The sequence below is a fragment of the Acinetobacter sp. S40 genome (assembly GCF_016624705.1).
In the GTDB taxonomy this organism is placed as follows: Bacteria; Pseudomonadota; Gammaproteobacteria; order Pseudomonadales; family Moraxellaceae; genus Acinetobacter.
In genome coordinates this window covers 40,593-55,252 of the sequence record NZ_JACVTU010000001.1, presented here as the reverse complement: position 1 = coordinate 55,252, position 14,660 = coordinate 40,593, and the positions used below count along the sequence as shown (strand labels likewise).

Annotated in this window: 18 protein-coding genes; 13 read left to right on the top strand and 5 right to left on the bottom strand. The window is 41.2% G+C overall.

Translation table 11 applies throughout. The features are described from left to right. Positions 1–323: 323 nt before the first annotated feature. From dapA to IAE19_RS00240, 4 genes are all read left to right on the top strand, one after another. Complete coding sequence (gene dapA / locus IAE19_RS00255) at positions 324–1,220, top strand: 4-hydroxy-tetrahydrodipicolinate synthase (protein ID WP_200458948.1); 897 nt, start codon at positions 324–326, stop codon at positions 1,218–1,220. Between the two features lie 9 nt (positions 1,221–1,229). Further along, positions 1,230–1,835, top strand: a complete 606-nt coding sequence (locus tag IAE19_RS00250; protein WP_200458947.1) for a lipoprotein-34 precursor (NlpB) — start codon at positions 1,230–1,232, stop codon at positions 1,833–1,835. 39 nt (positions 1,836–1,874) lie between these two features. After that, entirely contained in the window at positions 1,875–2,594 is a 720-nt protein-coding gene (purC, locus tag IAE19_RS00245) for a phosphoribosylaminoimidazolesuccinocarboxamide synthase (RefSeq protein WP_200458946.1), read from the top strand. A 267-nt stretch (positions 2,595–2,861) separates the two neighbouring features. Then, a complete protein-coding gene (locus IAE19_RS00240) occupies positions 2,862–3,689 on the top strand; it encodes a formate/nitrite transporter family protein (RefSeq protein ID WP_200458945.1) in 828 nt (275 codons plus the stop codon). A gap of 8 nt (positions 3,690–3,697) precedes the next feature. Here the strand turns inward: IAE19_RS00240 and IAE19_RS00235 are convergent, their stop codons facing one another. The 4 genes from IAE19_RS00235 to IAE19_RS00220 all read right to left on the bottom strand — a co-directional run bounded on the left by IAE19_RS00235 (position 3,698) and on the right by IAE19_RS00220 (position 7,978). Then, positions 3,698–4,972 (bottom strand): replication-associated recombination protein A, encoded by a 1,275-nt coding sequence (locus IAE19_RS00235; RefSeq protein ID WP_200458944.1) that lies wholly within the window; start codon positions 4,970–4,972, stop codon positions 3,698–3,700. Positions 4,973–5,063: 91 nt separating this feature from the next. Beyond that, on the bottom strand, positions 5,064–6,194 hold the full coding sequence (gene ampC, locus IAE19_RS00230) for a class C beta-lactamase (RefSeq protein WP_227612166.1): 1,131 nt from the start codon (positions 6,192–6,194) through the stop codon (positions 5,064–5,066). 75 nt (positions 6,195–6,269) lie between these two features. After that, positions 6,270–7,442, bottom strand: a complete 1,173-nt coding sequence (locus IAE19_RS00225) for a PQQ-dependent sugar dehydrogenase (RefSeq protein ID WP_200458943.1) — start codon at positions 7,440–7,442, stop codon at positions 6,270–6,272. A 128-nt stretch (positions 7,443–7,570) separates the two neighbouring features. Continuing rightward, on the bottom strand, positions 7,571–7,978 hold the full coding sequence (locus tag IAE19_RS00220; protein ID WP_200458942.1) for a Cd(II)/Pb(II)-responsive transcriptional regulator: 408 nt from the start codon (positions 7,976–7,978) through the stop codon (positions 7,571–7,573). Between the two features lie 65 nt (positions 7,979–8,043). On the opposite strand from IAE19_RS00220, the gene IAE19_RS00215 reads away from it, so the two are divergent. Beyond that, positions 8,044–8,685 (top strand): cation transporter, encoded by a 642-nt coding sequence (locus IAE19_RS00215; RefSeq protein ID WP_200458941.1) that lies wholly within the window; start codon positions 8,044–8,046, stop codon positions 8,683–8,685. Positions 8,686–8,697: 12 nt separating this feature from the next. On the opposite strand, the gene IAE19_RS00210 is transcribed toward IAE19_RS00215, so the two are convergent. Then, positions 8,698–9,150 (bottom strand): YcgN family cysteine cluster protein, encoded by a 453-nt coding sequence (locus IAE19_RS00210; protein WP_200458940.1) that lies wholly within the window; start codon positions 9,148–9,150, stop codon positions 8,698–8,700. A gap of 187 nt (positions 9,151–9,337) precedes the next feature. Here IAE19_RS00210 and IAE19_RS00205 point away from each other — a divergent pair, with 187 nt between their 5' ends. The 8 genes from IAE19_RS00205 (at position 9,338) to ahr (ending at position 14,551) form a co-directional block, all read left to right on the top strand. After that, complete coding sequence (locus tag IAE19_RS00205; RefSeq protein WP_004986102.1) at positions 9,338–9,496, top strand: DUF1328 domain-containing protein; 159 nt, start codon at positions 9,338–9,340, stop codon at positions 9,494–9,496. 261 nt (positions 9,497–9,757) lie between these two features. After that, the gene (locus tag IAE19_RS00200; RefSeq protein ID WP_200458939.1) at positions 9,758–10,492 is read left to right on the top strand and encodes a dienelactone hydrolase family protein; all 735 of its coding nucleotides are present in this window, start codon (positions 9,758–9,760) and stop codon (positions 10,490–10,492) included. A gap of 64 nt (positions 10,493–10,556) precedes the next feature. Next, positions 10,557–10,919 (top strand): HIT family protein, encoded by a 363-nt coding sequence (locus IAE19_RS00195; RefSeq protein ID WP_200458938.1) that lies wholly within the window; start codon positions 10,557–10,559, stop codon positions 10,917–10,919. 122 nt (positions 10,920–11,041) lie between these two features. Then, positions 11,042–12,076, top strand: coding sequence for an A/G-specific adenine glycosylase (gene mutY / locus IAE19_RS00190; RefSeq protein ID WP_200458937.1), 1,035 nt, complete (start codon positions 11,042–11,044; stop codon positions 12,074–12,076). A 39-nt stretch (positions 12,077–12,115) separates the two neighbouring features. Then, entirely contained in the window at positions 12,116–12,652 is a 537-nt protein-coding gene (locus IAE19_RS00185; RefSeq protein ID WP_200458936.1) for a M23 family metallopeptidase, read from the top strand. Between the two features lie 10 nt (positions 12,653–12,662). Then, the gene (locus IAE19_RS00180) at positions 12,663–12,908 is read left to right on the top strand and encodes a hypothetical protein (RefSeq protein WP_200458935.1); all 246 of its coding nucleotides are present in this window, start codon (positions 12,663–12,665) and stop codon (positions 12,906–12,908) included. Positions 12,909–12,946: 38 nt separating this feature from the next. Then, on the top strand, positions 12,947–13,504 hold the full coding sequence (locus IAE19_RS00175; protein ID WP_200458934.1) for a DNA-3-methyladenine glycosylase I: 558 nt from the start codon (positions 12,947–12,949) through the stop codon (positions 13,502–13,504). 24 nt (positions 13,505–13,528) lie between these two features. Continuing rightward, positions 13,529–14,551 carry an NADPH-dependent aldehyde reductase Ahr gene (gene ahr, locus IAE19_RS00170; RefSeq protein ID WP_200458933.1) on the top strand — a complete coding sequence of 341 codons (1,023 nt, stop codon included), beginning with the start codon at positions 13,529–13,531 and terminating at the stop codon, positions 14,549–14,551. Positions 14,552–14,660 lie beyond the last annotated feature (109 nt).

The following is a 14,660-nucleotide window of genomic DNA, read 5'->3' as shown; positions in this document are numbered from 1 at the left end:
TCATCATTTCTGCTGTGGTTTTGAGCATCTTATAAGAACTCACTGGCTAAAATAAAGCCTTCCCACACGTTGCACTCGACTTTCGGCATGATGCAGATCCAAATGGAGAACTCACATATTCCGCTTAAAATGCAAGGCGAGTACATAAAGTTTTGACTGCTTTGACTAAAGCATATTGTTCTTACGCTTCCGATCAGTCATAATTTGCATAATAGTCATTCAACAGAAATCATTTTTGTTGAGGCGCTAAATCAAAAGACTGCAAAACCATCCATATCTCGTTCTTTATCTCACTGGATGGCACAATAGGATATTTTTTTAAAATGACTCAGCAAGCACAGACCATTCAAGGCTCAATTGTCGCACTCGTCACCCCAATGTTTGAAGATGGTAGCGTAGATTGGAAGAGCCTGGAAAAGCTGGTTGAGTGGCATGTAAATCAGGGAACCAATGGTATTGTTGCCGTAGGTACAACCGGCGAACCATCGACATTAAGCATGGAAGAACACACGCAAGTGATCAAAGAAATCATTCGTGTGGCCAATAAACGCATTCCCATTATTGCGGGAACAGGTGCAAACTCAACCCGTGAAGCGATTGAACTGACTCAAGCTGCCAAAGAGCTTGGTGCAGATGCCGCTTTACTTGTGACTCCTTACTATAACAAACCGACTCAGGAAGGTTTATTCCAGCATTTTAAAGCAATTGCAGAAGCAGTTGAGCTACCTCAAATTTTGTATAATGTCCCAGGTCGTACTGGTGTCGATATGCTCAACGAAACTGTCGTTCGTCTAGCGGACATTACCAACATCGTTGGCGTTAAAGATGCGACAGGTGATATTCCTCGTGGTAGCGAATTAATTAAAGCTCTAAATGGTAAAATCGCAGTCTATTCAGGTGATGATGAAACTGCATGGCAACTCATGTTGGCAGGTGCAAAAGGCAATATTTCTGTCACCGCAAATGTTGCGCCAAACATTATGAGTGAACTTTGTGCCACCGCAGTGAGTGGTGATGCTGCCAAGGCTGAAGCAATTAACAATAAAGTTGCAAATGTACACAATAATCTATTTTGCGAATCGAACCCAATTCCTGTGAAATGGGCGGTACATGAAATGGGACTCATTGGCACTGGTATTCGTTTGCCATTGACACCTCTTGCACAGCAATATCGCGAACCACTCCGTAATGCCCTGAAAGCAGCGGGAATTATTCAATAAGAGCAGATTATGATGCAGTTACGACTTGGACTAACTTTTGCTATTGCCGCTATGGGTTTAGTAGGCTGTAGTAGTTTTAATAATCATTCTTTAGATTATAAGAATACCACTACGCTTGCTCCACTCCAGTTCCCGACAGATGCAACCGTGCGACCATTTACGCCACTGTATCCTGCGCCGACTGTCGATGAGCTTGCGATCGAACATGCACCCAAGCTTGAAAATAAGCAGGGAACACGTTTTGCACTACCTCGTCCTGATTCTGCCAAGTTAGATACCGATACTGCAACTCGTGCGGATAGCACTGTAGCGATGGGCCGTCCTCAGCTTGTTGTCGACGGTAATAAAAACCCATTGTTACAAATTAATGGGCCAACCTCAGACATCTGGCAATACACCGTTGCGACCCTTAGTAGTCTGAACTACAAAGTGTTAAATGAAAATAAAGCGGGTTATGAAGCGACCATCAAAGTCGGTGAACAAAGCTATGTATTGAAACTGACAGGTGTCGGCAATACCCACAATCTGGCTTTATTTAATCCAGATAACAGTTTTGCTGATCCAGCAAAAGCAACTGAATTGCTCAATCAGATTTATCAAAATTGGCCAGCCTAGGCTTTCTCTAGGCAAATTTTTCTTGGAAAAGGTTCCCCCATGTTAAAACAAACCTTGCTCTACACTGGTAAAGCCAAATCTGTTTATGAAACAGATGATGCAGACCATTTGGTTTTAGTCTTTCGTGATGATGCTTCTGCATTCAATGGCGAAAAAATCGAACAACTGGATCGTAAAGGCAAGGTCAACAACCGTTTTAACGCCTTTATTATGGAAAAACTGGCTGAAGCTGGGATCGAAACTCACTTTGAGAAGCTTCTGACACCCAATGAAGTGTTAGTTAAAAAACTTAAAATGATTCCTGTGGAATGTGTGATTCGTAACTATGCCGCAGGTTCACTTTGTCGCCGTCTAGGTGTTGAAGAAGGTAAGGAACTTACTCCGCCAACATTCGAGTTGTTCTATAAAGATGATGGTTTAGGCGATCCAATGGTTAACGAATCTCAGGCAATTGCACTGGGTTGGGCAACCGCTGAACAGCTTGAAAAAATGAAAGAGTTGACTTACAAAGTCAATGACGTGCTAAAAGCCCTGTTTGATGCAGGTAACATGATTCTGGTCGATTTCAAACTTGAATTTGGCGTGTTCCATGACCGTATTGTATTGGGTGATGAATTCTCTCCAGATGGCTGTCGCCTTTGGGACAAAGACACCAAGAAAAAACTGGATAAAGACCGTTTCCGTCAAGGTTTAGGCGGTGTGGTTGAAGCGTATGAAGAAGTTGCTGCACGTTTAGGTATTGATCTAGACAACATATAAGCCCATTTGCTTTTCTTAAAAAACGAGTCAGATCACTGACTCGTTTTTTTTATTTCAGAAATATTTAAGTCTTGTCTTATAAGAAAAATATGTTTTTTACTCAAAATTGAGTCGCTATGCCTCATAAAATGGCTCTTAAGTCGTTATAAAAAAATACATAAATGCTCAAGGAATCATCTGGATTCATATGCATTTATTTTTTAAAAAGACAATACAACGAATGATTAAAACAAAGACTGACGGCTTTAAAAAATAAGGAATTTAGTAATGAGTGAAGAACAACAAGATACAGATAGTACGCTCACTTGGCGTGAAAAAATGGCGATTGAAGAACATGAAAAGCTTTCGCCACGACTGGTTTATGAAATTATTCGTAAAGATGGTATAGAAGAACTGGAACGTCCTACCAAAGCCCTCATTTTCTCGGGGATTACTGCGGGTATTGTGATTAGTTTTTCCTTCGTCTTTAAAGCGCTTTTAAATGCATATCTCCCTGAAACAAAGGGCTCTTTCCTCATTGAAAATATGGGTTATACCGTCGGTTTTGTTCTCGTCATTTTAGGACATATGCAACTTTTTACTGAAAATACCATTGCCACAGTAGTTCCTTTATTTAAACCCTTTAGTGTTGATAAATTAAAAGGCGTATTGCGTTTATGGGGAATTGTGTTTATTTCCAATCTCGTTGGAACCGCGTTAGCTGCACTTTTTTTGCTTAATCCTCATTTGTTTGATGAAAATCTTATGCAATCATTTGACAAGTTGGCCCATCATGTAGCTACTTTTACGGTATCTGAAAATATTATTAAAGGCATTCCAGCGGGTATTTTGATTGCCTCGCTGGTCTGGATTCTGCCTTCAGCAAATAATAAGTTTTTACTGATTTTCTTCATTACTTATTTGATGGCGTTAGGTGGTTTTACTCATGTCATTGTCGGTTCTGCGGAAATGGCATATTGGGTGTTTAAAGGCCAAGCAACTTTTACAGAATATTTATTCCAGTTTTTACTACCCACAGCACTGGGCAATATTATTGGAGGTACGGGTGTATTTACTTTATTAATTTATGGGCAGGTCAATGAAGAGCTGGAATAAACCACAGTTTATTGCTGTTGTTGTTCCTGCTGCCAGCGACGTTGTTGCAATCGCTCACCTTCAACCTCACGTTTATTACGTGCCGATTCGTAGAGTTTTACCCCTTTCAACTCTGGCGGTAAATACTCCTGCAATACAAAATGCTCTGGATAATGATGCGGATAAAGATAATTTACACCATAACCTTGCTGTTTCATAAGTTTGGTTGGAGCATTTCTAAGATGTAATGGCACTGGTAAATTTGCAGTTTTTTCTGCTAAAGCTAACGCTCGATCCATTGCCAAATAAGTACTGTTACTTTTTGGACTAGTGGCTAAATATACCGCTGTTTGCCCTAAAATAATTCGCGCTTCAGGCATACCCACGGCCTGTACCGAACGAAAACATTCGCCAGCCAATAACAGGGCGTTCGGATTCGAGTTTCCAATATCTTCTGATGCTGCAATGAGCATACGTCGTGCAATAAAGACAGGATCCTCGCCTCCTTTAAGCATTCGTGCCATCCAGTATAAAGTCGCATCAGGGTCACTACCACGAATCGATTTTATAAACGCCGAGATAATATCGTAGTGCTGCTCGCCCGATTTGTCATAACGCGCAATATTCTGTTGTGCAACTTTGACTGTTACGGCATTCGTTATACTATTTTCTTGATCAGCTTCAAAGGTACTGGCAATCAGATCAATTAAATTCAATGCTTTGCGAGCATCTCCCGCAGCGAACTGAATCAGTGCATCATATTCCTCAATCTGAATATGTCGTTCTTTTAAAAAAGGATCGGTTTGAATAGCCTTTTGTAGCAAAGTTTGAATTGCATCTTGATCCAATGAATTGAGGGTATAGACCTGACAGCGTGACAATAAAGCACTATTTACCTCAAACGAAGGATTTTCTGTGGTCGCCCCAATTAAGGTAATTTTGCCTTTTTCAACGGCATTCAATAATGCGTCCTGCTGCGACTTATTAAAACGGTGAATTTCGTCGATAAAGACAACAGGCGTCAGTAAATCACCGCTTTCCGCGATGATTTCTCGCAGTTCTTTTACCCCAGTATTCAGTGCAGATAAACTCACAAAAGGACGATCTACTGCCTGTGCCAGTAACAGCGCAATGGTGGTTTTACCCACTCCAGGCGGCCCCCAGAAAATAATCGAAGGCAAATGCCCCTGATCAATCATTTGACGCAGCGGTGCGTGTTGGCCTAGCAAATGATCCTGCCCAATAATTTCGGATAAATCACGTGGACGTAAACGTTCAGGAAGTGGAATATGCGTATCTGACATCATCAATGGCTGTGTAATCTTTTACTGTAGTCTATTGTGTCTGGATCAAATCTACAATTTGAATCTGCACTGAGTGACCATTAGATACAACTTAATGCCGTTTCAAAAGCTCCTCAACCACCTGATAACTTGCACGAATGCGGGCCTCATTTGGAAAATTTGTATTGGCCAACATTACAATGCCTATTTTGTGCTGTGGAATAAACGCCGCATACGCCCCAAAACCATTGGTAGAACCTGTTTTATTAAATAAAGTTGAGGCTAACGCAATTTTGGGGGATCTAATGGCCGTAACTGGATGACTTTCGAGTGCCATTTGAGTGGAGTTTCCATCTAGCAAAGTTTCCAATTTTACTGGATAAGGGTATTGCTCCCACCCTAATCCTTGCGTCATTGTCCCCACTTTGAAATAGCCGACATGGGTATTCTCGATCGCTCTGCGTAATGGTTGTTTCAATTGTTGTGGATTAATTTGTGCATCCAGAAATTTCAACATATCTTCACTGCTGCTTTTCACTCCATAGGCTTGTGCATCAAACATACCTGCGGAAACACGCAAAGCCTGATTCTCTTTATATCCCCATGCATATTGGGACATCTGCCGTTCAGGTACATGAATAAAACTCTCGGATAAACCCAATGCTGGAAAAAGTGTTTTCTCAAGCAGTTCACTATAAGATATTTTCATCGCCAAAGCCGTCAGATACCCCATCAGCCCAATACTAGGATTGGAATATTGACGCTGAGTACCTATTTGATTTTTCGGCTGCCATGTTTGGAAGTAGTTCAACATATCCTGGTGTTGTACGATTTGATCTGGAAACTGAAGCGGGAAACCACCAGCAGTATACGTCCCCAGATTAAGTATCGTTGCACGATTAACCGCTGTATTTTTTAACTCTGGAAAATATTGGGCTGGATGATCTGCAAAAGAAAGTACTCCTTCTGCCTGTGCGTAGCCCGCTAAAGTTGCATTAAATGTCTTACTAACTGAACCCAATTCAAATAGTGTATGGGAACTCACTGCTTGCCGAGTTTGTTTAGATGACACACCATAGTTAACAAAATAATGTTGTCCATTCAGCGTTACACCAACAGCCAGCCCAGGGATATTATACTGGGTCAATAGTGGCTTAAACTGCTGATCAACAATCGTTTTGACCTCCTGTGGGGTTAGGTCTTTTGCATAAAGCGATGAACTACAAACAGAAAACCCAACCATCCATAATATTTTTCTTAAACCGAAAGATTTCTCTAGTAATGACAACATCATTATTTCTCTATATCACTTAAAATTTTATTCGGCACTGAGCTTAAGTAAATGCGCGTTCGTACCATCTTCAATCACCCAGATTGAGCCATCTTTTGCTTGTATCAGCCCACGAATACGCTGTTTCATGTTCAAACGCTGAACTTCCTGTACAGGTTGAGATTTCAAATCCACCACCGTTATAGACTCTGAGGATAAACCACCAATCAGGGCTTTGTCTTTCCATGCAGGAAATTGATCTCCCTGATAGATGATCATACTTGATGGCGAAATAACGGGAGTCCAACTGATTTCTGGCGCTTTAAATTCAGGTCGGGTCGCATGGTCAGGTATTGGCAAGCCTGAATAATGATCGCCATTGGAAACAACGGGATAGCCATAGTTCGCACCTTTCACGATACGATTAAGTTCATCGCCTCCTTTTGGCCCCATTTCCACGACCCAAAGCTGCCCATTTCCATCAAAGGCCATTCCTAAAGGGTTCCGATGACCTAAAGTCCAAATTTGCGCGGCAACGCCCCCTTGATCTGCAAATGGATTTCCTTCAGTAGGATGCCCATCCTCATTTAATCGCACGATTTTACCTAGATTAGATTGCATATTCTGCGCAGGATCAAATTTTTGCCGTTCGCCTGAGCTAATCCAGAGTTTACCCTCTCGATCAAAGGCCAAACGATGGCCATAATGTCCCTGACCTGAAACTTTAGGTATCTGCTGCCAAATTTTTTGTAGATCAATCAGTTTAGGTTGGTCAGGAGTGCTTAAATCTAGTCGAGCACGAGCGACCACAGCTCCTTGTCCACCTTGACCAGATTCTGCATAGCTCAAATAGATCCATTGATTTTGCGCAAATTGAGGATGCAGAATGACATCACCCAATCCACCTTGGCCTCCATAACGAACTTTTGGAATGCCAGATACATTGAGACTTTGTTTCGTTACTGGATTAAAAATTTTGAGTACGCCCTGACGTTCACTCACCAGTAAACGCCCATCAGGCAGTTCGGCTAATGCCCAAGGTTCCTTAAACTGCGCGACTTCCTGAGTTTTAAAGGTCTGATTAATCTGAATCGGCTGAGTTGCGGTTTGGGTATGATTCGATGTCTGTTGTAATTCCTGTGAATGACTATTATTGGAACCGCAAGCGGTCAATAAAATTAAACTGCTACAAAGTAGCGACGTGGCAAATGGCATCGTCATCTTGATGAACCTCACTTTATTGTATTTTCTATTTTTATCTTAAAGACCGATCAAGAAATAAATATTTGAAAAATGTATTTTTGTTTTAGTCTATATTTCAAATAATTACTTTATATTTCAAAAACACATTATGCATCATGTTGTTTGAGCGTTTGAATAATTTTGCAATTATCGATATTGCTGGTGGATTGGCAACGAGCGCGCAGTTGTTCGAGTTGTACTTTAAATTTTTCAAATTGCTGAATTTTATGATTAATATGCCCCAAATGTTGCTCAATAGCCTGATCCACCACTTTACATTGCTGCTGGGGTTGTTTGCGCAATTCATTTAACTCTTCAATTTCGTGTAAAGACATACCCAGTTCGCGACAATGCCGAATAAAAATCAATTGGTCTAACGCTTCATCATCATAGTAACGATAGTTGTTCTCCGCCCGTTTTGCTGCAAGGAGTAAACCTCGCTTTTCATAAAAACGAATAGTATCTACAGAAACCTGAGATTTTTTTGCAAGTTTACCAATCAAATATTTCATCATAAGACTTGACCCTAGAGTGACTCCAGACTTTCTAATGAGCTTATCCAAAGTGAAGGAAATTGCAAATGGCGTGCTGTAACTGTGATCATGAAGATATCCCTAAAGTCAAAAGCAATACGTTTAAAATTGCACTGTGGATTGCACTGATTTTAAATCTAGGTATGTTCCTCATTGAAATATTTGGAGGAATGCAGGCGGGCTCTGCTTCACTCTGGGCAGATGCACTGGATTTTTTTGGGGACTCGATTAATTATCTTATTTCATTGCTGGCATTGGGTTTGAGCCTCTATTGGCGTGCAACTGTAGCTCTATTTAAAGGGTTCACTATGAGTTTATTCGCGCTGATTATTTTAGGGAAAGTAATCTGGTCATATCTGCACAGTGTTCCACCTGAAGCAATCACTATGGGCGTTATTGGCGTTATGGCTTTACTCGCCAATATCATCAGTGCGGTGGTGCTATTTGCTTTTCGTGACGGCGATGCCAATATGCAATCAGTCTGGTTATGCAGCCGAAATGATGCGATCGGTAATATTGCGGTGATGATAGCTGCGCTCGGGGTCTTTGGAACCCAAAGTGTATTACCTGACTTGATTGTGGCTTTATTGATGGCAGGTTTAGGCTTGAGTGCAGGCTGGAGCATTATTAAACAGTCACAGCGGGAACGACGTGCTCAACAACAAAATCAATTGTCTCATTCGCATTAAATTTGCTTTTTTTTATCGAATCCAACGGACGATATAATCTTCAATATCGTCCTCTGAAACGTCCACTTCTGAAATACAGCGCCCTGCTGCCGATTTACGTGCTTTGATAGCACTTTGACGTGACCCAGTATTTAAATAATGCCATGACGGTAAATTTTTTCCTTCATTTAAACGTCGATAGGCACAACTTGAAGGTAACCAGCGAATCGTTTGTAATTTTTCGGGCGTAAGTTGAATACAGTCTGGAACGAACTGATGCCGATTGGAGTAATCTGAACAACGTGCCGTTTGACAGTCTAATAATTTACACGCCACTTTAGTATAGGCAATTTCTGCACTGTCTTCGTCTTCAAGTTTAATCAGACAACATAATCCACAACCATCACACAACGCTTCCCACTCTGCCTGATTGAGCTGTTCAAGCGAATAATGTTTCCAGAAAAATGGACGAGTTTCAGTGTTCATAAAGCAGGTGCCCCAACAGCGAATACACATTATAACACTGTTTCTAATGTGCATTCTTTACATAGTTTTTGTAACACAATTAATTGAATATTAAAGACAATATACAGATTGCACACATAAACAACACATAGCTTTTTAGTCTTAGGTTCTATATTTAAAGAACGATAAATATAAGGAGATTAGAACTATGTTTCGCTGGGCGATTATCTTTGCTGTGATTGCATTGATTGCAAGCTTGTTAGGTTTTGGTGGAGTTGCAGGCTTATCCAAAGACTTTGCAGTGATTTTATTGGTGGTTGCCGTGATTTTAGCCATTATTGGCTTTATTTCACGAGGTCGAGCTTAGGCTCCATCGACATCAATCATTTAGTTTAAGCTCTATTTAAAGAAGGATCAAAAATCCTTGTAAAATGATTAACAAACCCCGTTTAGATTCAGATTTAAACGGGGTTTTGTTTCGAGTATTTTAGGGTTACTGCATAGAGATTATGCATCCCTACATAAATTCTCACATTTATGACTAAATTGATTACATTGAATATGCATATCACCACGGTTTTTATGATTTAATCATTTTCAATTTCAGTTTGATATCAGGATTTAAGGTATGACATCTACCATCAAAACACGTGAAATTCACTATACCGCAAAAGATGGTTCAAGCCTGATTGGCTATTTTGCCGCACCTGCAAGTGAAACACCTGTGGCGGGGGTAATTGTTGCACCGGAATGGTGGGGAAGAACCGAATACACTGAACAGCGCGCACGTGAATTGGCTGAACATGGTTACGCAGCGTTAGCCATCGATATGTATGGTGACAAAAAAGTGACCAACACTGCTTCACAGGCCAATGAATGGATGACTCAAACTTTTCAAGATCCAGATACTATCATTACCCGTGCCTCTGCAGGTCTACAAACTTTAGCTGCGCAGCCAGAAGTCAATGCCGAACAACTGGCTGCTATTGGTTTCTGCTATGGCGGCAAAGTGGTGTTAGATCTGGCGCGTTCTGGCGAAAATTTAAAAGCCGTTGCTTCATTTCATGGAACATTAACACCTAAAGCCCCCGCCGAAGAAGGCAAAATTCAAGCTGAAATTTTAGTCTTGCATGGTGAACAGGACAGCATGGTTACCCTGAATGATGTCGCTAAATTTAAAGCTGAGATGGATCATGCGAATGTTAATTATGAAGTGATTATTTTAGAAAATGCCAAACATGGCTTTAGTAATCCTTTAGCTGATGAACGTGCTCAAACTAATGGCATCGATTTAGGTTACAATCCACAAGCAGAACAGCAAAGTCTAAATGCCATGTATGGCCTGCTTGAAAGAACCTTATAAAGTCTGCTGCACATAAGTGCCATATTCGTGTACATATATCAAGATGAGAAAAAGAGGATGAATCATGACTGAAAAACATTGCCCTTATTGCGAATTTGATGAATATGATGTCATCCATCAAAATGAATTTGGCGCCATCCTGCCCGAATCTCATCCTCTTTCTAAAGGACATTCGGTGATTATTCCTTTGCGTCATGTTAGCTCTTTTTTTGATGTGACAGATAAAGAAAGAAAAAGCCTGATTTCTTTAATCGAATTGGCGCGTAATGAACTTGATCTACGTCATCAACCCGATGGTTTTCATATCGCTTTTAATGATGGTGAAGTGTTTGGTAAAAGTGCTGAACATCTGCATATTCATATTATTCCCCGCTATAAGGGACAGGAACTTAAATTGGACAATCGCTGGGGCATTGTTCAGGGTTAGTACCTGATTTAATCGAAAAGATGATCTATGAATCATCTTTTTTTTATCCTAAAAATAAGCCGATATGACTTACTCAGGTCAATTTGGTTATACTGCTGTTCCGGTCTTTGCTCTTTGTTTTCATGTCTGATTTTTCTTTTGCCGATGCCCTACTAAACTGGTTCGATCATCACGGTCGTCATGACTTACCTTGGCAAATTGCCGATGATCCCTACAAAGTTTGGGTTTCTGAAATTATGCTACAGCAGACGCAAGTGAAAACCGTACTGCAATATTTTGATCGTTTTATTGCACGCTTTCCCACAGTGGATGAATTAGGTACGGCGACATGGGAAGACGTTGCTCCTTATTGGGCTGGGCTTGGCTATTACGCACGCGCACGTAATTTGCATAAAGCTGCGATACAAGTCCATCAAAATGGCGAATTTCCCCAGAACCTTGAACAATGGATGGCTTTATCTGGTATTGGCCGCTCAACTGGTGGAGCATTGATGTCACTGGGGTTGCGTCAATACGGCGTGATTCTGGATGGAAATGTTAAACGTGTATTAGCACGTTTTTTTGCAATAGAAGATGATTTGTCCAAACCCGTACATGAACGCGCATTATGGCAAATAGCCGAGCAACTTTGTCCCGTTGAACGCAATCATGATTACACGCAGGCAATTATGGATCTGGGTGCGACTATCTGCACACCAAAAAAACCGTTGTGTCTTTATTGCCCTATGCAGCAACGCTGTAAAGCACATCAACAAGGTCTGGAAAATGAATTGCCTTTTAAAAAGCCTAAAAAAACGGTTCCTGTTAAAACTGCGGATGTTATTTTGATCCAGTCAAATAAACAATGGTTTTGGCAACAGCGTGATTCACATGGCTTATGGGGTGGATTATGGTGTTTACCGATTATTGAAGATAAAAACCAATTATCACAATGGCGCTCACAATTTGACCTTACTCCTCTTTCTTGCCAGACGCAGATTTCGCATAGTTTTTCCCATTTTACATGGTTACTGAACATACAAATGTTTCACGTGGAACCAGAACAGCAAGAACATCTCCTTACCGAGTTAAAAGGCTGTTGGTTAAGCCCTGAGCAAGCAACTGCCCGAGGAATTCCCACGGCTATGAAAAAATTGATCTCAGCTATCAATTCATGACATAGTGCAGATCGTGATCATAAAAATAACGGAGAGCCTGTGCCTCGCCATCTCCCCTATTTCATTCTCGGTTTTGTTTTAAGCTTACTGGCAGCCTGTACCACAGCGCCCAAAAAATCTCAGCCGTTATCCGCCAATCGCGTGAGCCAATTACAGATACAAAGACTGGATACACGCTTACCTATTCCAGTCAAAGGAATAAAACGTACTGAACTGACGGATACATGGGGCGCAGCGCGTAGTCAGGGTCGACGTCATGAAGGGATCGACATTATGGCTCCACGTGGAACAAAAGTGTACAGTGCAACAGATGGATTAATTGCCGATTTACGCAATAATAATTTGGGTGGCAAAGTTATCTGGATTTTGGGACCATCGGGTTCATGGCATTATTATGCTCATCTGGATGGACATAAACGCGGTCTTGCCGTTGGAGACTATGTCAAAAAAGGTGATCTCATTGGCTATGTTGGCAATACGGGAAATGCACGATCTACTGCACCACATTTACATTATGGTATTTATCTGTCTGGAAAAGGGCGCGGTGCAATCAACCCTTATCCATATTTACGTTAGGAAATAAATTATGTCTGAAGCTCTGATCAATCGAATAGTTGAATTTGCCGAATCTGGTAATCAACAAAAAATCTATTTGAATCAGAAAAGCTATCAAGGCTGGATCATGGAAGTCTCTGAGGACGCCCTGCTCATTAGCACCGGTTACGCAGATAAATCTGGTCAAGATTTTTGGCTTAAATTTGAAGATTTAGCTCAGGCAGAGTTATATTATTGGGATACATCTTCAGATCAATGGATGCCTTTTACTTTATAACAATAACTTAAATTATCGCTAAAAATAAGGAACCGCGCATGACTGTGCAACGTTGTGGTTGGTGTTCAAGTGATCCACTTTACATGTCTTATCATGATGAAGAATGGGGAAAACCAGAATTTGAAGAAAGTAGATTATTTGAAATGCTCTGCCTTGAAGGACAACAAGCTGGACTTTCATGGATTACGGTACTCAAAAAACGCGAAGCTTACCGACAGCATTTTTTTCAATATTCTATTGAAGACATAGCCCAACTCACAGATGAGCAACTTGAGCATAAACTAAGTGATACAGGTTTAATTCGTCATCTTGGTAAACTTAAGGCCATTCGTGACAATGCCACTGCATGGCAGGCACTCAAAAGTCAGGGATACAATATGACCGAATGGCTTTGGGAAACGGTAAAACAACATCCCATAATCAATGATGTTACAGATTATCGTCAGGCACCCGCCCAAACTGAACAAAGTTTACAACTGTCTAAACGTTTAAAGAAACAAGGTTTTAAATTTGTGGGGCCAACCACCTGTTACGCATTTATGCAGGCAGTAGGCATGGTCAATGACCACGAAAATCACTGTTCCTTTCGCTCATAAAATTTAATATACAAGGACATAATGATGAACAGCAATACGATTCATGCCTACGCGGCAATGCAGGCAGGCGAAGCCTTAGTCCCCTTTTCTTTTGATGCTGGTGAATTACAACCTCATCAGGTAGAAGTCAAAGTTGAGTATTGTGGCCTGTGCCACTCTGATATTTCAGTCATCAATAACGATTGGCATTCTTCAGTTTATCCAGTAGTAGCTGGACATGAAGTTATTGGTACGATCACTCAACTCGGTGGTGAGGCCAAAGGCTTAAAAGTCGGACAACGTGTTGGTATTGGCTGGACGGCAGAAAGTTGTCAGTCGTGTGACCAATGTATAAGCGGACATCAAGTCTTATGTACGGGGGAACATACCGCAACGATCGTCGGTCACGCAGGTGGATTCGCTGATAAAGTTCGTGCTGGCTGGCAATGGGTCATTCCTTTGCCCGACGATCTGGACCCCACCAGTGCAGGCCCATTACTTTGCGGTGGGATTACGGTATTTGATCCCATTCTAAAACATCAGATTCAAGCGATTCACCATGTAGCAGTGATTGGGATTGGTGGCTTAGGTCATATGGCGATTAAACTGCTTAAAGCATGGGGCTGTGAAATTACCGCATTTACTTCAAATCCAGATAAGACCGAAGAGCTCAAAGCGATGGGTGCAGATCATGTGGTGAATAGCCGTGATGATGCCGCCCTTAAAGCTCAACGCGGAAAGTTTGATTTATTACTAAGTACCGTGAATGTGACACTCAACTGGAATGCTTATTTAAATACATTAGCTCCAAATGGCACATTCCATTTTCTGGGTTTGGTGTTAGAGCCAGTTCCTGTGCCTGTCGGTGCGTTAATTGGTGGTGCAAAATCAATTACAGGCTCACCAACGGGTTCACCAGCAGCTTTGCGTCAGTTACTACAATTCGCTGCACGTAAAAATATTGCACCACAAATTGAGCTTTATCCAATGTCAAAACTCAATGATGCGATAGAGCGTTTACATTCAGGTCAGGCTCGTTATCGGATTGTATTACAGGCCGATTTTTAAGCCTTTGTTATGAAATAAAGAAGGCTGCATCATGCAGCCTTCTTCTTTATAAAGAAACTAAAATCCATACCACACTGTTAAGCCAATATCATGGTGTGTCAGCATTATC